Source organism: Pedobacter sp. 05L430 (assembly GCF_056397585.1).
This window is the reverse complement of the sequence record NZ_JBFTNT010000010.1, coordinates 44,492-70,610: the sequence shown is the minus strand read 5'-3', so window position 1 is coordinate 70,610 and position 26,119 is coordinate 44,492. Positions and strand designations below refer to the sequence as shown.

Annotated in this window: 15 protein-coding genes and 1 tRNA gene; 9 read left to right on the top strand and 7 right to left on the bottom strand. The window is 39.0% G+C overall.

Features of this window, described 5'->3' with window-relative positions; all coding sequences use genetic code 11:
- Positions 1–17 precede the first annotated feature (17 nt).
- From AC1DG9_RS04555 to AC1DG9_RS04545, 3 genes are all read right to left on the bottom strand, one after another.
- The gene (locus AC1DG9_RS04555) at positions 18–3,305 is read right to left on the bottom strand and encodes a cytochrome c biogenesis protein (protein WP_337716401.1); all 3,288 of its coding nucleotides are present in this window, start codon (positions 3,303–3,305) and stop codon (positions 18–20) included.
- 154 nt (positions 3,306–3,459) lie between these two features.
- On the bottom strand, positions 3,460–4,941 hold the full coding sequence (locus AC1DG9_RS04550; protein WP_288881091.1) for a L,D-transpeptidase family protein: 1,482 nt from the start codon (positions 4,939–4,941) through the stop codon (positions 3,460–3,462).
- Between the two features lie 347 nt (positions 4,942–5,288).
- A complete protein-coding gene (locus AC1DG9_RS04545; RefSeq protein WP_172659517.1) occupies positions 5,289–7,463 on the bottom strand; it encodes a DUF5916 domain-containing protein in 2,175 nt (724 codons plus the stop codon).
- Positions 7,464–7,672: 209 nt separating this feature from the next.
- On the opposite strand from AC1DG9_RS04545, the gene AC1DG9_RS04540 reads away from it, so the two are divergent.
- Positions 7,673–8,530 (top strand): 3-keto-disaccharide hydrolase, encoded by an 858-nt coding sequence (locus AC1DG9_RS04540; RefSeq protein ID WP_172659516.1) that lies wholly within the window; start codon positions 7,673–7,675, stop codon positions 8,528–8,530.
- Positions 8,531–8,564: 34 nt separating this feature from the next.
- The gene (locus AC1DG9_RS04535) at positions 8,565–11,171 is read left to right on the top strand and encodes a DUF7133 domain-containing protein (RefSeq protein ID WP_477634348.1); all 2,607 of its coding nucleotides are present in this window, start codon (positions 8,565–8,567) and stop codon (positions 11,169–11,171) included.
- A gap of 106 nt (positions 11,172–11,277) precedes the next feature.
- Here the strand turns inward: AC1DG9_RS04535 and AC1DG9_RS04530 are convergent, their stop codons facing one another.
- Together AC1DG9_RS04530 and AC1DG9_RS04525 are read right to left on the bottom strand one after the other, a co-directional pair.
- Positions 11,278–13,632, bottom strand: coding sequence for a TonB-dependent receptor (locus AC1DG9_RS04530; protein WP_337716397.1), 2,355 nt, complete (start codon positions 13,630–13,632; stop codon positions 11,278–11,280).
- A 21-nt stretch (positions 13,633–13,653) separates the two neighbouring features.
- On the bottom strand, positions 13,654–14,901 hold the full coding sequence (locus AC1DG9_RS04525) for a cystathionine gamma-synthase family protein (RefSeq protein ID WP_337716395.1): 1,248 nt from the start codon (positions 14,899–14,901) through the stop codon (positions 13,654–13,656).
- 133 nt (positions 14,902–15,034) lie between these two features.
- Here AC1DG9_RS04525 and AC1DG9_RS04520 point away from each other — a divergent pair, with 133 nt between their 5' ends.
- Genes AC1DG9_RS04520 through AC1DG9_RS04505 form a run of 4 tightly spaced genes read left to right on the top strand, consistent with a single transcriptional unit; the run spans position 15,035 to position 21,428 of the window.
- Positions 15,035–18,019, top strand: coding sequence for a glycoside hydrolase domain-containing protein (locus AC1DG9_RS04520; protein ID WP_477634347.1), 2,985 nt, complete (start codon positions 15,035–15,037; stop codon positions 18,017–18,019).
- Positions 18,020–18,050: 31 nt separating this feature from the next.
- Positions 18,051–18,524, top strand: a complete 474-nt coding sequence (locus AC1DG9_RS04515; protein ID WP_172659511.1) for a TspO/MBR family protein — start codon at positions 18,051–18,053, stop codon at positions 18,522–18,524.
- 46 nt (positions 18,525–18,570) lie between these two features.
- Entirely contained in the window at positions 18,571–20,901 is a 2,331-nt protein-coding gene (locus AC1DG9_RS04510; protein ID WP_477634346.1) for a patatin-like phospholipase family protein, read from the top strand.
- On the top strand, positions 20,898–21,428 hold the full coding sequence (locus AC1DG9_RS04505) for a hypothetical protein (RefSeq protein WP_172659509.1): 531 nt from the start codon (positions 20,898–20,900) through the stop codon (positions 21,426–21,428). The genes AC1DG9_RS04510 and AC1DG9_RS04505 overlap by 4 nt, the downstream gene beginning before the upstream one ends.
- Positions 21,429–21,437: 9 nt before the next feature.
- On the opposite strand, the gene tamL is transcribed toward AC1DG9_RS04505, so the two are convergent.
- A complete protein-coding gene (gene tamL / locus AC1DG9_RS04500) occupies positions 21,438–23,831 on the bottom strand; it encodes a translocation and assembly module lipoprotein TamL (protein WP_477634345.1) in 2,394 nt (797 codons plus the stop codon).
- Here tamL and AC1DG9_RS04495 point away from each other — a divergent pair.
- The 3 genes from AC1DG9_RS04495 (at position 23,822) to AC1DG9_RS04485 (ending at position 24,899) form a co-directional block, all read left to right on the top strand.
- The gene (locus AC1DG9_RS04495) at positions 23,822–24,571 is read left to right on the top strand and encodes a TrmH family RNA methyltransferase (protein WP_172659507.1); all 750 of its coding nucleotides are present in this window, start codon (positions 23,822–23,824) and stop codon (positions 24,569–24,571) included. The genes tamL and AC1DG9_RS04495 overlap by 10 nt on opposite strands.
- A 49-nt stretch (positions 24,572–24,620) precedes the next feature.
- Positions 24,621–24,691, top strand: a tRNA-Cys gene (locus AC1DG9_RS04490).
- 31 nt (positions 24,692–24,722) lie between these two features.
- Positions 24,723–24,899 (top strand): hypothetical protein, encoded by a 177-nt coding sequence (locus tag AC1DG9_RS04485; RefSeq protein WP_048907043.1) that lies wholly within the window; start codon positions 24,723–24,725, stop codon positions 24,897–24,899.
- 178 nt (positions 24,900–25,077) lie between these two features.
- Here AC1DG9_RS04485 and AC1DG9_RS04480 read toward each other — a convergent pair whose 3' ends face one another.
- Positions 25,078–26,109, bottom strand: coding sequence for a quinone-dependent dihydroorotate dehydrogenase (locus AC1DG9_RS04480; protein WP_337716393.1), 1,032 nt, complete (start codon positions 26,107–26,109; stop codon positions 25,078–25,080).
- Positions 26,110–26,119: the final 10 nt, after the last annotated feature.

Below are 26,119 nucleotides of genomic sequence, written 5' to 3'. Positions count from 1 at the left end.
ATAATAAAGATAAGAGATTACTTCTTACTCCTTGCCTTATATCTTCTGTAAGAAACAAAAGCCAAAGCAAAAACTACCGCCAGCGTAATATACACCCACGACGGAATTGGCACAGGATCACCTTGCGCATACGAATGCAAACCAGTCAGGTAGTAATTAACCCCGAAATAAGTCATGATTATACTKGAGAAACTTAACAGCGACAGCAAATTAAACAAGTACTTACTTCTTAAGCCCGGAATTAAACGAACGTGCAGTACAAACGCATAAACAATAACCGAAATAAACGCCCAGGTTTCTTTCGGGTCCCAGCTCCAATAACGGCCCCAACTCTCATTAGCCCATACACCACCTAAAAACGTACCAACAGTAAGTAAAAATAAACCTACCGTTAACGACATTTCATTCACAATCGTTAGCTCAGTTATCGAAGCTTTAACCTTTGCACTGATTTTATTGTTATCAATTACATAAAGTATCAATACAACTGTACCCATCAATGCACTTAAGCCAAAGAAACCATAACTAGAAGTAATAATTGCTACGTGAATCATCAACCAATATGATTTCAATACAGGAACCAGCGGAGTAATCTGAGGATTCATCTGAGAACCACCGTGTGCAAAGCCCATCAAAATCACAGCAATTAAACAACCCGCAGCAGGTATAAACGCATTACTGTTTCTATACATTAGTAAACCGGATAAAACACCTATCCAGCTAATAAACAATACCGCTTCATAACCATTACTCCAAGGCTCATGCCCCGAAATATACCAACGAGCTCCTAAACCAACCGCCTGTAAAGTTGCTGCAATGCCGATAAGTATCAAAACTACCTTAACCAGTGTATCAAGTGATTTAGAATTCTTAAATAGCTTCATGAAGGCAAGTGAAAGTATCACTACCCCTAGAATGGCATAAGTAATCATCAGATTCAGGAATATATTCCATGAGTTATAACTGATCTCCCATTCTACTTTCGACTGTGAAGGCACTACATTCTTACCATATTTCTGTTGCGCTTCGCCAATATCTTTCAGTGCTGCATCGGCCGAAGACCAGTTACCTGATACCTGAGCGTCGTTAACAGCTTTAACATAACGGCTAATAGCACTTGGTTTAACGGAAATACTATCTAAATCACTTATAGTCATAGCAATCCAGGTATTATTCGCATCACCAATAATTGGAGAAACACGTAAATACTGCCCATAAACCAATTGCTCCATAGCCTGTAACTTATCATTCAGATCAATTACATCTTTATCGTAGCTATTTTGTTCAGCAGGTTTCTTAGCAAATGCCTTTGCATAATCGTCTTTTAATCTGAATTCAGCAGTCCCGTCCGAATTAATCTTTATCAAATTTACCATCGAAGTATAACCTTCGGGAGTAGCGCTCACAGTTTTAAGCAATTCAGGCCCACCCTTAGTATTTACTTTAATCAACGGAACGTTGATCCAGTTGAAAGGCATTGTCGAAATAGATAAGAAAAACTGGTTTGCATTTAATGTATAAAAACGATCCTTGCGATGTAATTTCCTAAGGATTTCCAGTGCCATCGTATTAACAGGTTCAATCCGGCCATCAATATTTTGCACCAATAAATGGCCAAACTTATCGGCATGAGTCTCATCTATTTTAATAGATGAAGCAAATTGTACCGGGTCTAAGGTTTTAGTAGGCAAAAACAGTTGCGTATCATTATGCTCATGTTTATGTTCTGGGGCAGTACCATTCCCAGGCACAACGTTGTGCTCATTATCGTGAACCTCACCATTTTCATGAACATGAGTAGTTGCGCCATCAGTACCATGCATATCTATCTTCTGACTAAAAGCCGCACCGACAGGCAAAAAGAAAAGCAGCAACAACAATGTTTTCGATTTAGAGATTGTTTTCAATTGCTCATTCAATTTCGAAAAATGAGTCCCTTTCCAGAATAGCGTAACAAACATGCCTAAGAAAAGTAAAATATAACCAATATAAGTAACGTTGGTACCCAACTGATCATGATTTACAGATAGAATCGTCCCCTTTTCGTCCTCATCAAAACTTGCCTGAAAAAAGCGATAACCAGAATGATCCAATACATGGTTCATAAATATTTTATATGGTGTTTCTCCAGCCTCATCCAAAATCATGACATCAGAAGAATAAGAAGCCGGACTATTACTACCCGGATATTTTTCCATCTTAAAATCTACCAATTTAAGCGAAAACGGCGTTTGATAGATCTTAGATCCATAAGCCAAGGAAATCCTCAAACCGCCAACTTCACTTTGATGTTGAAAATTTGTCATCCCTTTTCCACCGTAAAACGACACCGTATCCACAGCGGTTGGTGTAGTAATTTGTACTTTCACTAAATCCAGATCATGCTCATGAGTCCTTTTATCACCCTCAAAATAAATGATGTGGCCTGGTATTGCAGGCTCAGGAACAACAAAGGCAAATCCACCATAAGTGTATAAGCTTCTTAAATTGAAGGGCTGAGGAACATTATTTCCAACAACAGGTTTTCTTTCCTGGGTAGCCATAATCATATAATTACCCTCGTAAGGAGAAGAAATCTGAAGTGCACCGCTTGCATCACTTATATTGATGGCACCCGGTGTTTCTTTGTTAAAAGAAACCAGCATGTTCTGCATCAGCTGCACACCACCCGTAGGAATATATTTATTTACACGTTTACCATTTTCAAGTACAACAAGATGTAAGGTTGGTTTACCAGTATCACCGCGCACCAATGAATCCTGTGCCCTTGCATAAAAATCAACAACCTTTAGCTTAACACGCTCTCCATTGTAATCGTACTCAGAAGTAAATGTCTTTTTAAAAGGCTTTAAATACATAGGAATGCGGCTAGAAGTTAAATTAGCAGGCACATCATCATATGCCAATGCCGCATCACCCTTACCTATCTGTACCTTAATAAAGGTCTTATCCGAAATAATGTCTTTACTTGTTTCGCCTTCGCGGATATGCATTGATCCTTCAAAACTTATATATCTTGTGATATAACCACCAATAAAAATAAGCACAAATGCGAGGTGGAATACCAATAGAGGCCATTTCTTACGTTGCAAAAGTTGGTATCTGCCAATATTCCCAATAAAGTTCAATACCAGGATTAGCATAATCAATTCAAACCACCAGCAGTCATAAATTAGCGCCTTGGCAACAGATGTTCCATAGTCATTTTCCACAAAAGTGGCCATGGCCATAGAAAAAGCATAAAGCAACAACATCACACCCGTGGTACGGGTTGAAAAGAGAATTTTACCTAACCTGTTAGTCATTATTAATGTTTCTTTTTTATTTCTACCAATAAGATTTTCTGAATCTTACCTAAAAAAATGATTTGCGTATTATAATTGGTGGCAAAGATGCCCCTAGCAAATCAAAAAAAATAAGGGTAATTGAATTTATGGCAAAAATAAGACTAAACGCCACCTAATAGAGTTGAGAAAAAGGAAAAGATACCTGTTTATATAAAACATCATCCAAACCATAGATGTCCTTATAGAAATGAACAACACCCTTTTTATCCGCCCAGGCAGTATAATAGGTAATACAAACAGGAACCTGAAGAGGTAGTCCGATATATTTTGCTCTTGGATAACCATTAGCCATCGCTTTTTTTATCTGATCAAACTTTGGTCCTTTACCAAACAGTGCATAAGCAAGGTTTAAAGGTTGTTCGACCCGCACACAACCATGGCTCACTGCCCTTATACTTTGCTTAAATGGCGATTGTGTAGGTGTATCATGGAGGTAAACGCTACTCTCATTATTAAAAAGAAATTTGATCCTGCCAAGGGGATTTTGCTCGCCCGGCTGTTGTTTAAATGAATAAGAACCTGTTTCTTCAGATTGCCAGTCGATAGCTTCCGGATCGCCCACAAGCTTACCATTCCGGTATACATTGATATCGTTGTTAGCAAAATAATACCTGTTTCTTTTTGCGTACGTGATGATCTCATTACTTGCAATGCTTTGCGGGATATTCCAAACCGGATTTACCTGTACACTATAGATCATGCTGCTCAGTTGAGGAGTTTCCTTATTCACTTCCTTTTCACCAACACAAACCTTCATGCGAAGCACCACTTTTCCGCTATCTATCACACTCAACATAAACTCTGGAATATTTACCAGCACATATTTATCAGCGGTAGGCTTGTTTTTCCACCTCAATCTTTCCAGGTTTACCATTAGAGTGCGATAAATACTGTCACTTTCCTTTTCCGATTTTAGTGCTTTTTGCAAAGCCAGGTATTGTTTGTCTTTTGGTTGTATGCTATCAAGGTAAGTTTTGATATTTCTTACTTCAAAAACCTGTATAATACTCATGCTATCGGGTCGCAATGTTGGACTGCTATAATTAATATAAACCCTTGCCGGATCGGTAATCCCAAATTGCAAAGCATTACTATATTTGATCATTGCATCGGCAATGACCAATTCAAGCTCCATAGCATCCTGATAAACTTCCCATTCTTTTCTCCGGGAATCTTTATCATTATAATTATCCAATAACTTTTTTATACGGCTTACCGAAAAAACTTCCGGATCTATCCCATGAACATTCGCGTTCCCTAAATAATCCTCTAAAGTTCGTAGCTGATTATCCGGCATAAAGCGGGACACGAGTACAGGTTGAAATTCATTTCTCTTATAAAAAGAGTCAATTTGCTCTGGATAAGTAAAAGTAAGGTGGCTGGCTTCAAAAACTTTTTTGAATTCGGCTGCGACATCCATTTTTTCAGCATGTTTCTTTAAAATTGGAGGCTCTATTTTATTTAGCCGCACCAGTGGTGTTGGTGTAGCAGTACGCTTAACGGTACAGGATAGGCAAAACAATATACAAGTCATCATGACAATGGCCACCTCCCTCAGAAAAGGGAGTTTAAGGGGATGATCTATATTAAACATCTCGATGAGACTTATTATTCACTAACAAATAAAGTAACAACTTGTTTTGTCAGCATCCCCCTCTTCTTTGTGAAATATTGCCAGGTGGTTGCCTTGAGCTTTTTAAGCGGTTTATTCGGCTCCCATCCGAAACAACCCCAAAAAACGCCTTAGCAACCTCCTAAGCAACATCCTGGCACTAGCCAGAAATATCAATACGTCTAAATTTATGAAAATGCTACGAAGCATTTGTAGTTTTTTTGAAAAAAAGCATAAAATAACCCGCGACAAATGAATGTCGCAGGCTATTTAAATTAACGCTCTCGATACAAACATAGGGAGCAATTATGAAGATTTGATGAATTTTTTTAAATATTTAACCAATACACCAATTTTATTACCAAAGCCCTGTTTTTAACAGCAAAAGGTTCGGGCAAATAGTTATCAGTATATACAATAAACAGATCTGAAGCAGGGCGATATCTCCATTGGAACCTCGTATTTACATTCATATTTTTCATTTGCTCGTTGTATTGCACAAAGCCGGTAAGAAACAATGTATTTGTCATGGTAACATCCAGCCTTGGGCCTACAAGCCAGAAATCGTTGTATCCCCATGGTTTGGGCAGGTTCAGCTTATTGTAGTTTGCACTTAGTGCAATACTTACATATGGTTGAAAACGATAACCAAATTCCCCACCTAATGTTAATCGTTTACCATCGGCATAATAGCCTCCATAGCGAGCATTCAATGCATATGTAAACAAGCTCTGAGGTTTAGACACATAATCGGCCCCAACGGTTGTCCAATTGTGCTCACTTCCAGCTACAAGCGTATCTATTTTAGTACTTACCGGATCAAAGGGTTGCAGAAGCTTAATGTAAGTACCAGACCCCCATACGGTAAGTGTGTTCCTGCTTCTAAACACCATTCCATAAGATGCCAACAGCTCGTTATCCGTACGGTGCATATTTTCATCAAAGAAATTGGTAGATGTAATTTGTGGCCCATGACTCAGTAATGGTCCTTTCTTTGGAAAGAAAAGACGGGTAATCTGTGGCATCATTTTAACATATCCCTGGCGGGGCACGTAACCTACCTCAGCAGTATAATTGCGGCCTACATATTCATGTTGCCAGCTAATGTTCCATTTACCACTTGTGTATTGCAGGTTAGCGGCATGCGTCCAGTCGTGTCCACTTTTCCCCGGACTAAAAGATTTAAGTACCATTGCCTTCCCAGTCCAGAAGTTATTGGCCGAAGCCAGATTATATTCCATCCCAAAGTTCCTGTTGTAACGGGAATAAGTAGCTGTGCCCGGTGCCAGATCACTTGGATTATAATTTAAAGATTCTTTATTGATCAATAAAAAGCCAACATTAGAGCGGGCAAATACACGACGCTGCAGGGCTGCAACCGTGAAATTCTGAGCGGGCAAAGCAGTAGAGTTCTGTTTCTCTGTTTGCATATTCATAATGCCCAGCCTCCAATCCTTGTTTAATTTACCGCTTAAGCGTGCACCAAATTTAATGGGTACCCCCAGGCCTATCCTGCGGGAAAAGAAAGGTCGAATACCTGCATACCCGAAATTGGTAAACTGGTCTCCATTTTCCAGAAAGAACTGCCTTCTTTCAGGGTAAAATAACTCAAACCTATCTAAATTAGTGACTTGTTTATCTACATCTACCTGCGAAAAATCAGGATTTACGGTAAGATCAAGGTTTAGGGAAGAGGTAATAGCCACCTTAGCATCTAGTCCTATATCCTTACGATATGTTGATGGCTTATCCGTTTCATAATCTTTAATAACGCCACCAAGTGCATACGGGATTAGAGAAACAGTAGTACCTGGGTCTGGCGGTGGCATATCCCATACCAGCGTACCGGTATAAGCTAAGGAAGCTGATGGAAACTGTCTTGGTACAGGTGCCCAACTACTTTTTTCCGTAGTTTTCAGATCATTTCTGCCGAAGTTTATCCCCCATTTTGTAATACCTTTCTTATATCTGATACTTTTAAATGGGATTACAGCTTCAAAAACCCACTTATCGGGATAGTTCTTTACTACAGATTGCCATTTATTGTCCCAGCTCAGATCTACCTTACCGCCATCATACATTAGGCCATCCCATTGTGCGCCCGCAGCATTGGCACCAAATGCGAAACCATTGGTTTGATCATCAAATGGATCCATGAACATAATAAAGTTGTCGTTTTTTAAAAAGGAAAAATCACGGCGCAGAGATTCTACCATATAAGGGCCGGGTGCCCCGTTATAGTTTACTACTGAAAGGTAAAGATTCTGCTGATCGTAGGTCATCCGCACATCAGTACGCACTTTGGCATAACTGGTATCCATTGGCAGGATCATGTAGAAATCTGATGCTACGTCGGCATCTTGCCAGGCTTGCTCATCTAATTCCCCATCTATCTTAATGGTCGACGAAGCTTTATTGATATGTAACTGATAAGCATCATTTTTTTTTTGAGCTGAAACAGATAAACAGAAAAAGAAAGCAAGTAAAAAGAGGCTAATTCGCACAATAGGTTAGGTTCGGTTAAAAGGCCCAAAGTATAAAAAAAAGATAGGCGCTKCAATATTGTAATTGTAACATGATGAACATAATAGCCCCAAAAACCTACGAGACTGAAAAAATTTAATAAAAAAACAGGTCGAAACAACAAAGTGGCTTTATCTAAAAAAGATTATTCCTAAGTTTACAATGAAAAACCTACACATAAACCACAATAATGAAACAAAACTTCATTTCTACAATGTTCAGGGTAGCAATTGCCCTGAGTTTACCCCTGATTTTCTTTGGCTGCTCAGTTAAGCAATCCTCACCAAGCCCAAAATGGGAACAAATGTTCGATGGAAAGGACTTAAATGGCTGGGATGTAAAAATAAGAAAGCATGATCTGAATGACAATTACGGAAATACTTTTAGTGTTAAAGACGGAAACATTCAGGTTAGATATGACAAATATTCAGAATTTGATGAGCAATATGGTCACCTGTTTTACAAAAAACCTTACTCATATTATCTTATAGGAGTAGAGTATCGTTTTGTTGGAGATCAAGTAAAAGGCGGTCCGGGATGGGCATACCGCAACAGCGGCATCATGATCCATGGTCAGGATCCTGCTACGATGAAAAAAGATCAGGATTTCCCTAACTCTATAGAAGTTCAGCTATTGGGCGGCGCTGGCAATGGCGAACGCTCAACTGCAAACCTATGTACCCCTGGTACTCAATTTGTAAAAGACGGCAAAGTGATCAAAACCCATTGTATTGAATCTAACTCAAAAACTTTCAATGGCGATCAATGGGTACGCGTTGAAGTTCTTGTACTTGCAGACTCTTTAGTGGTTCACTATGTGAATGGCGAAGAGGTATTACGCTACACCAGACCACAGTTAGACCCTGTTGGCGGTGCTGCAGAGGGCCAGCTTTTAAAAGGCGGTTCTATTTCATTACAAAGCGAAAGCCATCCGGTAGATTTCAGAAAAGTTGAAATCATCAATTTAGAAAAGTATGCCAAGAGCCCTGCTAAATTACAGGAAGTGGTTCAAAAACTAATGGCAGAAAAAAGAGTAGCAAAACAATAACACACTTACAGTAAACACTTAATAGAATACACAAATGATTAAATTTTCTTTAAGCCTTATTTATTCCCTGATACTATTCCTGGGAATAAAAAGCTTCGTGGGCGAACCAAAAACCACCTCTTTTGACCCTCCTGAATTAACAATTACGCCGTTTGCCGGCCCTGATGTTACACCAAGTCCCGCTTGTCTGGCTGTTGCTGCAACAGGCGAAGTTTTTGTAGGTGTTGATATGATCGGATCATTAGGAAAAGATCCGGGCAAAGGCCGTATCCTTAAACTTGTTGATAAAGACAACGATGGTAAAATGGACCAGCATGTAGAATTTGCAATGGTTGATAACCCTCGTGGTATTATCGTGCAAGGCGATAAGGTCTTTGTATTACACACAACCTTCTCTAAAGAAACTGGTAAAGCTACAGGAATGGCGCTGGTAGTTTTTGAAGATAAAGATGGTGACGGAAAGGCTGATGGTCCTGCAAAACCTCTAATTGAAAACCTTAGTAATACTAAATACATTCAGGAACGTGGAACAGACCACGCTACAAATGGAATCAGAATGGGTATAGATGGTTGGATTTACATTTCTGTTGGTGATTTTGGATTTCATAATGCAGTAGATCGTTCTGGCAAAAAACTAACCATGCTTGGTGGTGGTATTGTCCGCGTGCGCCCTGATGGCACCGAAATGGAAATATTTATTCATGGAACGCGTAACGTTTATGATGTGGCTATTGATCCGTACATGAATGTTTTCACAAGAGAAAACACCAATGATGGTGGTGGATGGAATGTTCGCTTTTCGCATTTTATCCAATCTGGAGAATATGGATATCCTGTTTTGTTTCAACACTTTACTGATGAAATATTACCGGCATTAGTAGATGTTGGTGGAGGTTCAGGTACCGGCGCTTTATTTATGAGCGAACCAACCTGGCCTGAAAAATACAACAACGTTCCAATGATGGCTGATTGGGGAAGAAGCATGCTCTATATCCATAGAGTTACACCTGATGGGCCTACTTTCACCCAAAAAGAAGAAGAGTTTATTAAACTTCCTCAAATCACAGATTTAGATGTTGACGGATCGGGCAGACTTTACCTTTCTGCATGGGATGGCGCAGGTTATTCTGGTAGCCCAAGTAAAGGTTATGTAGTTCGTGCAGTACCAAACAACTGGRCATATAAAGCATTCCCAAATGTTGAAAAAGCCTCTGTTAAACAATTAGCAGAATTGCTTAAATCAGCCAGTGCAGTAGCCCGTTTAGCTGCTTCGCAGGAGCTGATTAACCGTTCGAACAAACAAGCTACTGCAGCTGCTTTAAAAATTGCTTCCGACAAAAAACTTCCTTTATATGCACGTGTTGCTGGTATTTACACTTATGCACAAGCTGCTGGTGTTGATGGAATCCCTGCTTTATTAGCATTTACAAAAGAAGATGCGATGAGAGAGTTCGCATTGAAAACACTTGCAGATCGCAAAAACAACTTACAAAATGTTCCAACTGAGCCGTTTTTAGAGGGACTTAAAGATCCTTCTCCACGTGTTCAAGCTGTTGCTGCAATAGGACTAGGTCGTTTAGGACATGTAGAAACTGCCACTGCCCTATTACAAACCAAAGTTCCTGCATCATTTGTAGAACCTGCTAAAGATGTAGAGGGTCCTCATGCTACTCCTAATCCCGCTATTGTTCAACCTCACTTAGCTGTACAGGCATTAATAAACCTTAAAGCTGTGGATGCTACTATAGCAGCAATTAATGGTGAAAATTCAACGCTTGCATTGTGGGCTTTACGTTATATGCATGATCAAAAAGCGGTTAATGCATTAATTGATGCGTATCAGAAATCGAATGACGAAAAGTTTAAAACACAAATCCTGACAACATTGGCTCGACTTTATAAGAAAGAAGATGCTTATGATGCGTCATGGTGGTGGGGTACAAGACCAGATTCTCACGGTCCATACTATAAAGCAGTATTATGGGAAGGTTCTCCGGCCATAGAGAAATTCCTTGTAGGAGAATCAGAGAAAAAAGGTGCCAGCGGCAAGCAATTTTTCGCAGACTTAGATGCCCGCAATCGTATGGATATCACTGCATTTGCTACCGAAGAAAAAGTTGCTGCTACCGAAGAGCCTAAAGTAGATCTTGAAAAGATTAAGAATCAAAAAGGCCAGGTTGGTAAATCATCTATTGAGGATGTTTTATTGGCCATCAATAAATTAGAAGGTGACGCGGTTAAAGGTAAAGCATTATTTACCCGTCAGGGATGTATTGCCTGCCATAGCATCAGCAAAGGCGAAAAAATGAAAGGACCATTTATGGGCCAAATCGGTTCTATTATGAATCGTGAGCAAATTGCTGAGTCTATCCTTAAACCAAGTGCTTCAATTTCGCAAGGATTTGCTACAGTGATGATCTCTGCTAAGGGAGATAAAACTTATATGGGCTTTATTACTGAAGAAACAGCTGCTAAGGTTGTGATGCGTAATATTGCCGGTGAAGTTTTCACTATTAAAGCAAGCGATATCTTATCGCGCAAAGAAATGGATTCATCTATGATGCCAGCGGGTTTAGCCAATTCATTGTCGTACGATGAACTTGCTTCACTTGTTACTTTCCTTTCTCAGCAAAAGAAATAATTTAGGCGATCGTCTGAAACGCTGTCGTCATCTCGAACGCATGTGAGAGATCTCTTGTTTAAACATGGATGACGGTAGCGCCTGGACGGTCACTTAAGAATCACCTTTAAAACCTTCCTGCCAGTGAAATTCCATATGTTTTCGGATTACCCAAATGGGCAGCACCGAAATCATAAACATAATCTACATAGGTTTTATCACTCAAATTTCTTCCCCAGAAAAACACGTCAAATCTCTTATTAGAAACACCAATTTTTGCATTGAACAGATGATAGCCTTTTTGCTCAAACCGGTTTTGAAGATCAAAAAATTGATCTCCTGTATACGCCCACTCACCTCGTGCAATCAAATTCAGCTTATTAAGGTTTTCAATTTGATAGCCGTACTGCAATGCAAGCATAGAAGTCATTTCCGGTGTGTAGATCTGTTTGTTGCCATCAAAATTCACAACCTCCTTATCTACCGGCAAACTCAATGATTTATATTTTGCATCAGTATAGCCAAAGTTATAATCAACGCTTAGTCCTTTAACAGGTCTGGCCGAAAGTTCAACCTCAACACCTTTACTACTTAATTTTCCTGCATTTCTGGTTATTGTTATTGCATCTGGCAAGATCAGTACAGGTATTTGTGCATCTGTAAGTCTAACATAAAAAGCGGCAACATTAACGCTTAAGCGTTGATCGAAAAAGGTATTTTTAGATCCAAACTCCAGATTATTACCATATTCTGGTTTGTAGGCCACTAAAGGTCTTGCAGTTCTGTCGGAACCGATTTGTGTAAGACCGCCAGCACGAAAACCTCTGCTGTAAGTTGCATAAAGGCTATGGTCAGCCACAAACAAATAAGCAAGACTAACTTTAGGAGATAATGCGTTGAAAGTAGCAGTTGCGCTGGTATCTTTTTGTTCAACTATAGGCTGCGTCTCGCCAGGCATTAACATCTCTCCATATACCCCTTGCTTTTTATGCTCATAATCATAACGTAAACCGGCAGTGGCCGACAACTCATCTGTTATTGCATAGCTAACCTGCCCAAAAGCAGCTAAGCCAAAGCCCTTCCCTTTGTTAATACTTATGATATTAAGACCAGGCATAGACCCTACCATTTCCGCATCTTCACCAAAAGACAAGCCTTGTTTTACCGGGTTTTTCTGATAGAAGCCATACACGCCTCCTACCCATTTAAGCTTTGAAGTAGACGATGAAGGAGAACTGAACTTGAACTCCTGAGTTAAAACCTGTATTTTATTCCAGTCCTTACCATAGTTATTAATAAGAGAAATTCCATCGATCGGTGAAAAATCACTGTCTATGGGTTTATCATAATACCTGTAGTTAGACTGATAAGCACTTTGAGAAGTAAAATTAAAACCATCACCAGCATAATTTGCAGACAATGAAGCGTTAAACAAGTTATCAAACATCTTTGTTAACGTATTCTGGTTTACTTTAAAAGGGCTACTTAATGCATCCTCAACAGAAGCCACTAATGGAAATGTTCCGTCATTACGGTTCTCATTATGTTTTACATTTAAAGTTAAATCAAACTTTGAACTGCCCTGAAATTTCAGATAATAATTTCCCAGGTAGCCATGTAAACGATCATATTTTTTATTGTTAAACTCATTGGTATAAAATCCACTTTGCCTGTTAACCAGACCTGCTGCACCAAAAAACAACTTATCCTTAATTAGAGCAGTTCTGATACCTGCGCTATAACGCTGCTGACCATAATTCCCGAAATCAACACCTGCAAAACCAGTTGTATAATTTGCGGGCTTTTTGGTGATAATGTTAATTACCCCACCCATTGCATTTCTGCCATACAAAGTGCCCTGAGGGCCACGCAATACTTCTATCCGTTCTAAATCAAACAGAGAAGAAATGTATGTATCCAATCCAAATTGATTTACACCATCAATATATGTAGCTACCGCCGGATCGTAAGAAGTTGTAGTAATACCTCTTATTGAGGTTACATTCCTTCCATCACCAGGGTTACTGCTATAAAGATTTGGAACAATAGCCGACAAATCTCTGGTGTTCTGTATCCTGTAATCATTCACTTTTGCTGATGAAAAAACAGATATACTGGAAGGTATATTCTGAACATTTTCTTCAGTTTTCTGTGCAGAAACAATTACTTCATCCAACTTCAACCCGGCATCTTCTAAAGTAATATTCAGGCTCCTGTTATCATCGGTTACCAGTTTATTTATTGCTGCATAACCCACCGCGCTGAACCTTAAACTTACTTTGCCCGAGGGAACATTAACAAGTTCAAAAGCACCTGTCAAATCTGTAACTGTACTTAAATTTGTATTTAATACCTGTACCGTTACTGCATCAACAGGAACTCCCTTAGCGTCTTTAACCGTTCCTGAAATCTTATTCTGTTGTGCACTCGCTGCAAAACAGATGAAAATGCTTAAACACAAGCACGCTATTATTCTATTCATTCTATTTCTTTTGTACAATTATTAATTGGAAACGGCCTCAAAAGCAGCACTGAAATCCCCAATAAGATCTTCTGTATCTTCAATACCTACAGACAATCTAACCATAGAATCAGGGATTCCCATTTCATCCCGTCTTTCTTTACCTAATTCGAAGAATATGGTATGAGCAACGGGAATTGCAAGTGTACGGGTATCACCAAGGTTGCTTGATTTGATAACCAGTTTAAGCTCATTCAGGAACTTAAAGCAATCGATGCCATCAACTAGTGCAAAACTCAGTAATCCGCCATAGCGATGGAACAAGCTTGAAGCAAGTTCATGCTGAGGGTGACTTTTCAATCCAGGATAATAAACTTTACTGATTAAAGAATGCTTATCCAGAAATTCTGCAAGTGTAGCCGCGTTACTGCAAGCACGTTCAAGCCTTAAAGCAATAGTTTCAGAACCCACAGAAATACTATGCGCTGCTTCAGGAGCAAGCGTGCCACCACCATCACGTAAACCTCTTTTTCTTATTTGCGTCATTCCCTGCATTTCCGGACGGATCTGCTCGCGGATTATTGGTGCAATGTTAGGAAAGCTAAGCCAATCGAATAAGCCCGTATCAGTTACACTTCCACCTAATGCATTACCATGACCGCCAATATATTTTGTTAAAGAGTTAATGATAAGACTAGCCTTTACTGCAACCGGACGGAACAAGTAAGGTGATGTCATTGTATTATCTACTACATAGATCAATTTTTTGTCTTCACAAAAATCACCTATAGCACCTAGATCTGATATTTGGGTAGCAGGGTTTGCAATGGTTTCTACAAATACCATTCTGGTATTTTCCTGATAGGCATTTTTAATATTCTGAACATCAGTTGCATCAACAAAAGAGATGCTCAGGCCCATCTCCATATATGTCTGCATAATACTTCTGGTATTACCAAAAAGGTATGAACTTGCAATAATATGGTCGCCTGCTTTTATTAAAGCCAGTATGGTAGAAGAAATGGCAGCCATTCCGGTAGCAAAAGAAACAGTAGCAAGACCCTGTTCCATTTGTGTTACTTTATGCTCAAGTGCAGTTGTTGTTGGATTGCCCTGACGGGAATAAGCATAACCCTTTGTTTTGTTTTGAAAAACATTTACCAAGCCCTGGACATCATCGTATCCCCAGGTTACTGCGTTATGAACAGGTTGATGTAATGCACCGAATTCTGGTTTCAAAAGACGGTCTGAATGAAGTATGGTGGTTGTAAATCCTTTTTTATCGCTCATTTAAACTTAATTTATTCAAGAAAACAAACTTCCATCTTTTATTTTAAAAAAAAGACGTTTTGCATAGGAAATCTGAAATATTACCAGTCTATTAACAGAATGGTTACTTTTACCATTAAATCTAAAACACACAATGAAACCATCTTTAGTACTCATTTTCATCTTATTCCTGATTACAGGAGTTAGCGCTCAACAAATTAAATACGGTACCGGAAACGACAGTTGGAATCCCGACTCTCTGGGGAACCATAGAGCTGTACTAACGGTAAGCGCAGCTGGAAATGTAGCAAAAGCAACTATCGAATGGCGAAGAAGAGACACCCATCCCGAGCTTAAGGATATTTGGGTGGTTGATGCAAAAACCAACAGCAGAATCACAGATGTAAAGGCGGCAAACATCAGCAGAGAACAAGGGACCATCTATTTTGAGCCAACCTCAGGAGCCGGCACTTATTATGTTTACTACATGCCGTACCAGGTAGAAGGACGTTCAAATTACCCAAATGCTCAGTATAGAAAGGCTCCGACAGCTGAGAGTCAGTGGCCAAAATCAACCGCAAACGCTGTACCTGCCAAACTTGTACGCATAGAGGCAATTAATGCAATGAGCAGTTTCTACCCTATGGAAGTAATTGCTACCGCAGCAGAAACTAAAAACCTGATTAAACAACATCCACAAAAAGACTATCTTGTTTTTACTGAAGACAGGGTTAATCCTATAAAAATGCAGGACGATCTGCCTCAGTTATGGATCACAAAAGGATTAAAGAACGCTTTCTCCGGAACAGCATCTAAAGGAGAAAACTACACCTATCAGCTCGGTATTTATCCGGTAAAAAAAGATATTAATGATGTTAAAGTTACCTTCAGCGATCTAAAAAATAAGGCAGGCAAATCCATTTCTGCAAAAGCTTTTTCATGTTTAAATACCGATGGCGTTAACTGGGATGGCAGCCCGTTACATAAAACTGTAAACGTAGCCAAAAACAAAGTTCAGGCCTTATGGATACTTGCTGATATCCCTAAAGACATTAGCGCAGGTATTTATACAGGTACAGCAACTGTTAGCGCCAAAGGCTCGGCCAGTACAATTATCCGGATTGTGCTAACAGTAAACAACACTGTCCTGGCAGATGGAGGTATAAATGAACCGCAAAAACAAACCCGACTTAAATGGTTAAATTCAACCATGGCAGAGAAAAATGAGGTTATTGCTCCTTACATTCCTCTTGTTATAAACGACAAAACCATTTCTCTGCTGGGCAGAAAGTTCACCATAAATCAGGACGGCTTACCTGCTCAGATACAAACATTCTTTACACCGGAGATGACAGAATTATCGGCCACTCCAAAAAACATCCTTACCGAGCCTGTTCATTTTCATGTAACTAGACCAAACCATAAAGATATTAAATTTAAAACTTCCGAAATTACCTTTACAGATAAGCAGCCGGGCATTGCAAAGTGGACTTCAAAAAGCACATCCGACAGTTTAAACATGGAGGTAAATGCCTCACTTGAATTTGATGGTTTTGTATCGTATACAGTTAAATTCATCGCTGTAAATGATATTAAACTGAGCAACATCAGCTTGCATCTTCCCTTCACCCCAACCGCTGCTAAATACATGATGGGCCTTGGTCAGAAAGGTGGTTATCGCCCGGATTCCTTAAACTGGAAATGGGATGTAGCCAACAAAAACCAGGATGGCGCCTGGATAGGCGATGTAAATGCAGGTTTACAATATTCACTAAGAGACAATCATTATGTACGTCCTTTAAATACAAACTTCTATTTACAGAAACCTTTGCTATTGCCAACATCATGGGGCAACGAAGGTAAAGGCGGTATTAAAATCGCTAAAAAAGGACAGGCCATTCTGGCCGACAATTACAGCGGAGAACGCCTGATGAAAAAGGGCGATACGTTATATTACAACTTCACTTTACTAATCACTCCTTTCCACCCAATCAATACCGACTTTCAGTGGAGCAACCGCTTTTATCATAAATACAACAATCTGGACACCATTAAAGCAACAGGTGCAACACTAATAAACATACACCATGCTACGCCTATTAATCCATTCATCAATTACCCTTTTATTGCCCACAAGGAAATGAAAACCTATATTGATGAAGCACATTCAAAGGGGCTTAAGGTTAAAATTTACAATACGGTCCGCGAGTTATCGAACAGTGCTTACGAGACATTCCCATTGCGCAGCTTGGGTCACGAAATTTACTCGCCAGGTAAAGGCGGTGGCTATTCCTGGTTACAGGAACACCTTGGCGAAGATTACATAGCGGCATGGTATGTACCCGAAATAAAAGATGCAGCTGTTGTGAATAGTGGAATGAGCCGCTGGCACAACTATTATGTTGAAGGCATGAACTGGCTGGTTAATAATGTTGGCATAGACGGGCTCTATCYGGATGATGTAGCTTTCGACAGAACTACAATGAAACGCGTAAAAAGTGTACTTACCCAAAACGGACATCCTGGCATTATAGACCTGCACTCGGCAAACCAATACAATAAAAGCGATGGCTTTAACAACAGTGCAAACCTATATATGGAGCATTTCCCTTATCTAAACCGTTTATGGTTTGGTGAGTATTTCGACTACGAGAAAAGCACTCCTGATTTCTTTTTAACAGAATCTTCGGGCATACCATTCGGGCTAATGGGCGAAATGCTGCAAGACGGTGGTAACGCATGGCGCGGAATGGTTTACGGAATGACTAACCGCATGCCATGGAGCGATGGCGCAGACCCTCGTGCAATATGGAAAGCCTGGGATGATTTTGGTATGCAGGGCACTAAAATGATCGGCTATTGGGTAGAAAACAATCCGGTTAAAACCAACAACCCTGATGTATTGGCAACCATTTATAAGAAAGACAAAAGTGTGCTGATAGCACTTGCAAGCTGGGCTAAAGAGGATACAAAAATAAAACTGAGCATAGACTGGAAAGCATTGGGAATTGACCCGGCAAAGGCAACAATAACTGCCCCTGAGATTAAGAACTTTCAACCCTCAAAAACTTTTGCTGCAATAGATGAGATCCCGGTAACAAAAAACAAAGGCTGGATGATTGTTGTTAAAGAAAATTAACTTGTAACATTGCACAACAATTTAACAGAACATGAGATTTAAACCATTTGCCTTTATTATTAATATTGCTATTCCTTTAGCTATGGGTGCTATCGGCGCATGGTTTACTTCTCAATATGTTAAAACATGGTACGTAACCCTAAATAAACCCTCTTTTAACCCACCGAATTGGGTATTTCCACCGGTATGGACTACCCTTTTTATTTTAATGGGAATTGCCGCCTATCTGGTTTGGTTAAAAAGAAAAGAAGTTCAACATTTCAATCGTACAGTTGCAATATATCTTATACAGCTTGTTTTAAATGTAATGTGGTCGTTCCTTTTCTTTTACGCCCACGAAATTGGGCTGGCACTTTTTGAAATCATTGCCCTGCTGCTCGTCATCATTATAAACGCAATGGTATTCTATAAAATTGACAAAACTGCAGGTTTACTCTTCATTCCGTATATATTATGGGTCGGCTTTGCTACCATTTTAACCTACAGCATATTTTCGTTAAACTGATTAATCAGATCGCCTTTATGAAATAAAACTCCTATTTTTATGAGCCATGCTTATAAAAAGATTACTCTTCCTTTTTCTATTTATAACCGCATTAAATGTAAATGCGCAAAAGGTAGGCTTGGTACTGAGTGGCGGTGGGGCCAAGGGGCTTGCCCACATAGGCATATTAAAAGCACTCGAAGAAAACAATATCCCAATTGATTACATTACCGGAACTTCTATGGGTGGCATTGTTGGTGCAATGTATGCAGCGGGGTATTCGCCAACCGAAATAGAGAAAATAGCTTTAAGCAGCAATTTTCAGGATTGGGTAAGCGGAAGATTCAAGAGCGATTACAGCTTCTTCTTTCAGAAGAAAAACATTAACCCCTCAATAATTACAGCAAAGCTCTCTGTCGACTCTAATTTAAGATTCAATTTCAGGTCAAATCTGGTAAATGATATCCCTTTAAACTTCGCCCTGCTAGAGCTCTTTGCCCAGGCATCAGCTATTTCAAAAGATAATTTCGACAATCTGTTTGTCCCTTACCGCTGCATGGTATCTGATGTGTTGTCGCAAAATAGCATAACCGTAAAAAAAGGCAGTTTAGCCGATGCCGTTAGAGCAACCATGACTGTCCCTTTGATTTACCGACCTATAAAATTAGACGACAAGTACGTTTTTGATGGCGGTCTGTATAATAATTTTCCGGCCGATGTAATGAGAGATACTTTTAATCCTGATGTAATTATTGGCTCAAATGTATCTTCAAAAAACTTCAATGAATACCCTAAAAACAATGATGAGCGGTTAATGAACCGCCTAATGGTTTTTATGTTTCTTTCTAAATCAGACTCTACCCTTATTGGCCCAAATGGTATTTATATCCAGCCAAACCTAAGGGGGTATACTTCAACCAATTTCAACCCGGTAGAGGAACTGATAAAACAAGGCTATGATGCAACCATTGCCGATATGGACCAGATCAAGAAAAAGATAAGCAGACGCATAACCACAGGAGATCTGATGATTAAAAGAACTCAGTTCAACAATAAAAAACCCAACCTGCTTTTTAGCGGCGTAACCGTATCCGGAGTAAATGCTCAGCAAAAAAAATACATCGAGCGTCTTTTCAAAAGAGATCAAAACACCTTTGACCTTGATGATATTAAGCAAGGCTATTACAAACTTGTAGCAGATGAAACCTTTGAAACCATTTACCCCAAGATAACGTACAACCCGGTGTCGGACAGTTATAATTTCGAAATTGTAGCCAAACCACAAAAAAGCTTTAAAATTGACTTTGGGGGGAACATATCCACCCGACCAATCAGTAATGTATTTCTTGGAATGCAGTACAACTACCTAAACCAGAAATCGTATACTTTTGGCACTAACTTATATTCGGGGCGGTTTTACGAATCTATACAAGTAAATGGAAGGATAGATTATCCTTCTCGTTTACCATTATTCCTTGCTATGGAAATGACCTATAATCACTTTGACTACTATAAAACCAGTTMTATTTTTATTGAAAACCCTCATCCTACATATATTGAGCAGACAGATAGAAAAATAGATTTAAAGATCGGTTTTCCGCTAAACCGGAATACCAAGGTAACACTGAATACTGCCTTTATTAACAATTACGATGGCTATAGTCCGAATAACACCTTTGAGATTGGGAATAAATTAGACAAAACTGTGTTCAATGCTTCCAGATCTACCTTTGCTTTTGAACAGTACACCTTTAATCGCAAGCAATACGCCAATAAGGGCCGTAATTTCCTGTTAAGTCTGAATTATTTTGCAGGGAGAGAGAGCTACACACCCGGCAACATTACCGACGGTTTAACAGAATCTGCGGAACTTGTGGCAAGCAAAACTGAAGTAAACAGAAAATACCGGCAATGGTTCAATTTAAAGGTTAGCGATGAAAATTACTTCCTCGCAAAACATAAATATTCTTTAGGATACCTACTCGAAGCTGTAATTTCAAACCAGCCTTTATTTTCTAACTACTACTCTACTATACTTGCTTCGCCTGCATTTTATCCATTGCAAGACAGCAGATCTGTATTTTTAGAAAACTTTAGGGCCACCAGTTACTTTGCAGGAGGAATTAAAAACGTATACAGCATTAAAAGAAATCTTGACTTAAGAGTTGAAGGTTATGTGTTTTTGCCATATCAGAAGTTTGAGAAGGTAGGCTTCCAGGGAATAGACCGTATGAAACCGCTTACCAAATGGCAGTATGCGGCAACTGCAGGGCTGGTGTACCATACCCCGGTTGGGCCTATAAGTTTTAGTTACAATTTATATGACGACCCGATAAAAAGAAACGGGGTTTTACTACATTTGGGGTATCTGATTTACAATAAACGATCTATAGAATGAGAAGAATATATTTGTTGATATTGCTGTTGGTAATGTGTGTTTCCGGCTTTGCTCAAAATGCAGACATCAATAATTTTATAGTTAAAGAGAGCCTGCTCAAAAACAGCAAGCTTGCCATTATAGCAGCTGATTCTTTAGATATACCTATAGAAAAGATTAATGGCACTTACACTTTTAGTGTAAGCGGTTTTACCCAGCCTATTAAATTTAATGGAGGTGTTGGTGTGCTGCCATTACAATTGGAACGGTCGGCCTTTGTATATATAAAACATCAGAACGATACTGGCACCCACAGCAAACTTTTATATGTTCATAAAAAGGACGGCACCTTAACTCCGTATGTGATCAACAGTATGTGGTTAATATTATTCCCTGCACTGATCATCTTTTTGGCTTTTGCATTTAGGAAGTTCATTATAGCTGCAGTGATTATCCTTTTAATATTCATCTACTTTAATCACAGCAACGGTTTAAACCTGTCTACTTTCTTCGAGACTATATTTGATGGCTTAAAGCGAATGTTTTAAGCAGAGCGCTTAAAAAGGCATTCCTATACCAAAATTGTATTGCACAAAGCGATACCTTTCCGGACTATGGGTAAGGTAATAATCGTCTTTAAACTTCTTATTTCCAGTAAAGAATCGTTTGAACATCCATTGATCGGAACCTTCAAACTGTGGGTCTTTAAGTTTTAAACCCACATCAAACCTAAATACAAAGTACTGCACATCGTACCTGAAACCCATACCAGTGCCCAGGGCAATTTGACTGCCCAGTTTTTTGAAATCAAAATAGGTAGATGGCGTACCGGTTCTGGTCACATTCCATACGTTACCGGCATCTAAAAACACAGCACCTTTCAATTTGGCTCCAAAAAACTTATTCAAGAGTTTATATCTGTATTCTAAATTCGCCTCAATATGCAGCTCGCCAAGCTGATCAAGGCCATATAATGCTCTTCTTAAGGTATCAGTATCAAGCGCCTTTCCCCTATCATAATTTCCAGGCCCCAGGGTTCTGGCCTGCCAGGCCCTAATGCCGCTTGAACCTCCTGCGAAGAACAATTTCTCGAACGGGACCGAATTAKAGTTACCATAAGCATAGCCAATTCCGCTGTTTAAACGGGCAACAAACTGTTTCTCTCCCCCAAGGTTTTTATACCAGCGCAAATCTATCTCCGGCCGCATATATTGGTTAAACGGCAATCCAAATATTGTAGCATATACACTATCTTTCAGATTAGCTTTATTACCAGTAAGACTTGTTGCCAGTTGTAACATGTTACCAGCTAAATCCATGCTTCCCCTAAAATAAATAAAGCTTTCATTTGTCAGCAGTTTATCGGCATTTAGGGAATATGTGTATTTGATACCAAGGGTGATATCTCTTCTGTCTAACAATAAAAGATTATAAAAATTCTTAAGTAACTCTCCTTTATTATTTGGATCTTCAGCATCAAAAAGAAGTCCTCCAAATCTATACTCAAAGTTTAAAGGGGTCACAGAATGGTATTTAGATTTCGATTCTACAAATTCGTAAGTTAGCGAACTAAGAAATACATGGCGTTCAAAAAAACTTTTTTGCTGTGCATATACGTAACTGGTAGAGAATATGGTATGTGGCATACCACCTCTTCTGCCCGGTCTGGCAGTAATAAACGGCAACATTAATCTGGGAACGGTCAGATTAGCACTAATTGAAAAATCGCGCTGATAAATATCCTTGAATATTGAATTCCCCTGCCCAATTCTGGATTGCAGTCCTCCTTTAACCTGAAATTCAAATCGTTCGGCCCCGCGGAACATGTTGTTGTTTGTATACGTATTTGATAAAGTAAAACCAACAGTACCGGCATTAAAAGGCACCTCCCCCTCTACCCGGTTGCTCATTATTTTTTGAGGAATTAACTGGATAACCGGGAACACTTTATTGACACTGTCTTTTGGCCTGTTATAATCTATCTTAACATTTTTAAAAACGTTAAGCTCATACATACGATCATAGGTAAGGTTCTCATTGTAGATATTATAAATCTCGCCCTGATGAAGAAAGTTATACCGTACTATAGGATTCCTCCGAAACTTTTTAGAGAGGTCGGTATACCTTAAACCCCTAAAAACCTTATCGTTCATGTTAAGCGTATCAGGAAAACCATCTGCATTTGGGGCAATAATTACGTTGGTCTCACCAATATAAAACTGCTCATGCTTGGGTTTATCCTGAGGGTTATCTATAATCAGAGTAACATTAGCCTTGCTGGAATTTAAGTTCGAATCGACCTCGTATTTTACGTATGGCCTCGCGAAATCGAAATAGCCCTTCTCCTTCATCACAGTATAGATTCGATCACGTTCGTGGGCTAAAGAATCATCATCATACCTCATCCCCTCTTTCAGAAAAGTTTCAGCGGCCCTACTTTCCATGTAGAATTTATTAACAAGTTCATCAGCGATTTCATACTTTATTTTATTGACATGAAAAACAGGCCCCGGACTTGCCTTAAAAAAAACATCAGCACGTTTCTTTTTAACCTTTATCTCTGATTTTACTTTCGCCATAAAATACCCTTTGCTCATCAGAAATCTTTCAATTTGACCGCGGGAGATCTCTACCAATGCACTATCAAGAATTGGAGGAGGCGTACCAAGCGGTTTTATATTGGAAGTTTTATAACGGCCATCTTTAGTATTGAACATGTTATAAATAATAACATTGATACCAATTGTAGATGTGGGCCTGATATCTTTTTGAATATAATTGAGTGCTTCTTCCTCAAAAGCTTTATCTATGCTGTCAATTTCTACATTTTTAACAATAGATTGGTAGTCCGCAATATATTTTGTTGAGGAGCATCCCGTAACAAAAACCAGAATAAATAGTAATATTGCATGAAAATGGACATTCCTTTTATTATTATAGTATGCTTTCAAAATCTCAGATAGGGTTTATAAAATCGTTACATCAAAAAAAGTACCGTAAAGAAAATGGGATATTTATTATTGAAGGTATAAAATCTATTGTAGAGTTTATTCAATCTTCATACCAAATACATAGCATTTATTATCTGGCTCAATATCAGTCTTTACTGCCCAATTTGCCTGCAAATATAAAGTTATTTGAAATAAACAACGCCGAACTGGATAAGATTAGTACTTTACAAACTCCGCAAGGTGTACTGGCTCTTGTACACATCCCTAAAAGCCGCAGTTTTGATATAAGTAGTCTAAAAGGATCATTTTCTTTGGTGCTTGATGGAGTTCAGGATCCGGGTAATCTGGGTACTATTATTCGCACAGCCGATTGGTTTGGGTTTAAACAGATTATATGTTCTAACAACACCGTTGAAATTTATAACCCAAAAACAGTACAGGCTACAATGGGATCTTTGAGCAGGGTAAATGTTTATTACGAAGAACTTTCTGGATTTTTAAAAGATATTAAAGTACCTATTTTTGGTGCAGTTCTTAATGGAACGAGTATTTATGAAACAAAATGGGGAAATGAAGGCATCGTGATTTTGGGTAATGAAGGACAAGGGATAACACCCGAAATCATAAATTTAATTACCAATCCGGTAACAATACCAAGGGTTGGAGAGGCTGAGTCATTGAACGTTGCAATATCGGCAGCAATTCTTTGTGCAGATATTAATAGAAATTTGCAGAAATAAATTGCATAATAAGTATTATTTACTATTTTTGCAGCCTGAATTTCAGTAGGGTCGAGTGGCCGAGTGGCTAGGCAGAGGTCTGCAAAACCTCCTACAGCGGTTCGAATCCGCTCTCGACCTCAAGATTTATAATAAATAAAAAAAGATTAACATGGCAGTTACCAGATTAAAAAGAAAAGACAGAAGAAATAAAACTTTCGCAAAATTAGATGTGAAAAACTTAAAACTTGCTACTAACATCGAATTGGGTAGCCGTTCACGTCAATCTACAACAGATCAGTTAGCTAAAAACAACGCGGTCTTATTAAAACTTACTGCTAAAGCATAAGTTTCTTTTCTAAAAAGAAATTAGAGCATCTCTGAAAAACAGGGATGCTTTTTTTATGCTCATTTTTTAAACGACTTTCAGACGACTCTTAACGACTTTGAAAAGACTCTGAACGACCTTTATCATTAACAAGGCATGCCTATGTCGTTTTAGGATCGCACAAAAACCGGAGAAGGGATTATCTTAACAGCTCTTTACAAATCCTTTTGATTAGCCCTGGGCCTTCGTAAATGAAACCGGTATACAGTTGAACTAATGAAGCACCTGCATCAAGCATATCCCGTGCATCTTTAGGAGAATGAATCCCACCTACGCCAATTATTGGAAATGCTTTGTTTGACTTGGTAGATAAATACCTAACCACCTCAACAGAACGATGTGTTAGTGGCTTACCACTTAAACCACCCATTTCGCTCTTAAGCGGCTCCGGACTTTGCAGGCTACTTCTATCTATAGTTGTGTTGGTAGCAATTACTCCCGCGATACCTGTAGTCATTACAATTTCAACAATATCGTCCAATTGTTCATTGGTAAGATCGGGTGCTATTTTAAGCAGAATTGGCCTGCTGATGTTATTCTTATTATTGCGTTGCTGTAAAGTATTTAACAGCTCCATCAATGGTTCTTTTTCTTGTAAAGCCCTTAATCCCGGAGTATTTGGAGAGCTTACGTTTACTACAAAATAATCGACTACGTCAAATAAGCGGTCAAAGCATTTTATGTAATCACTTAATGCATCCTCATTTGGGGTATTTTTATTTTTACCAATGTTACCACCTACAACAATATCGCTATTTTTACTTTTTAACAGCCTTAGCCTTTCAGCAAGTGTATCTACACCTTTGTTGTTAAAACCCATTCGGTTGATAATTGCGCTATCATCTTCCAGGCGGAACATCCTTGGCTTATCGTTACCAGGCTGCGGCAATGGAGTTACAGTACCTACCTCAATAAATCCAAACCCAAGATCACTTAGTGCCTCTATGTACTCACCGTTTTTATCGAAGCCGGCGGCTAAGCCTACAGGATTCTTAAATTTGATACCAAAAACTTCGCGTTCAAGACCTTTAATGTTCACATCAAAGCTTCCTCTGAGGATAGTTTCGCCAAGCGGAAAGTGTTCATGAAACCATTTCAGTCGCTTAACGACGAAATAATGCACTTTTTCGGGGTCAAATTGAAAAAATATAGGCTTAATTAAACGGTACATGGGACGAAGA

What these genes read in the sequence shown, in the direction of transcription:
- AC1DG9_RS04485 (WP_048907043.1), top strand. Translation starts at nt 24,723, where the DNA reads ATGGCAGTTACCAGATTAAAAAGAAAAGACAGAAGAAATAAAACTTTC.
- AC1DG9_RS04525 (WP_337716395.1), bottom strand. Translation starts at nt 14,901, where the DNA reads ATGAGCGATAAAAAAGGATTTACAACCACCATACTTCATTCAGACCGT.
- AC1DG9_RS04505 (WP_172659509.1), top strand. Translation starts at nt 20,898, where the DNA reads ATGAGAAGAATATATTTGTTGATATTGCTGTTGGTAATGTGTGTTTCC.
- AC1DG9_RS04515 (WP_172659511.1), top strand. Translation starts at nt 18,051, where the DNA reads ATGAGATTTAAACCATTTGCCTTTATTATTAATATTGCTATTCCTTTA.
- AC1DG9_RS04495 (WP_172659507.1), top strand. Translation starts at nt 23,822, where the DNA reads ATGCTTTCAAAATCTCAGATAGGGTTTATAAAATCGTTACATCAAAAA.
- AC1DG9_RS04540 (WP_172659516.1), top strand. Translation starts at nt 7,673, where the DNA reads ATGAAACAAAACTTCATTTCTACAATGTTCAGGGTAGCAATTGCCCTG.
- AC1DG9_RS04530 (WP_337716397.1), bottom strand. Translation starts at nt 13,632, where the DNA reads ATGAATAGAATAATAGCGTGCTTGTGTTTAAGCATTTTCATCTGTTTT.
- AC1DG9_RS04550 (WP_288881091.1), bottom strand. Translation starts at nt 4,941, where the DNA reads ATGTTTAATATAGATCATCCCCTTAAACTCCCTTTTCTGAGGGAGGTG.
- AC1DG9_RS04480 (WP_337716393.1), bottom strand. Translation starts at nt 26,109, where the DNA reads ATGTACCGTTTAATTAAGCCTATATTTTTTCAATTTGACCCCGAAAAA.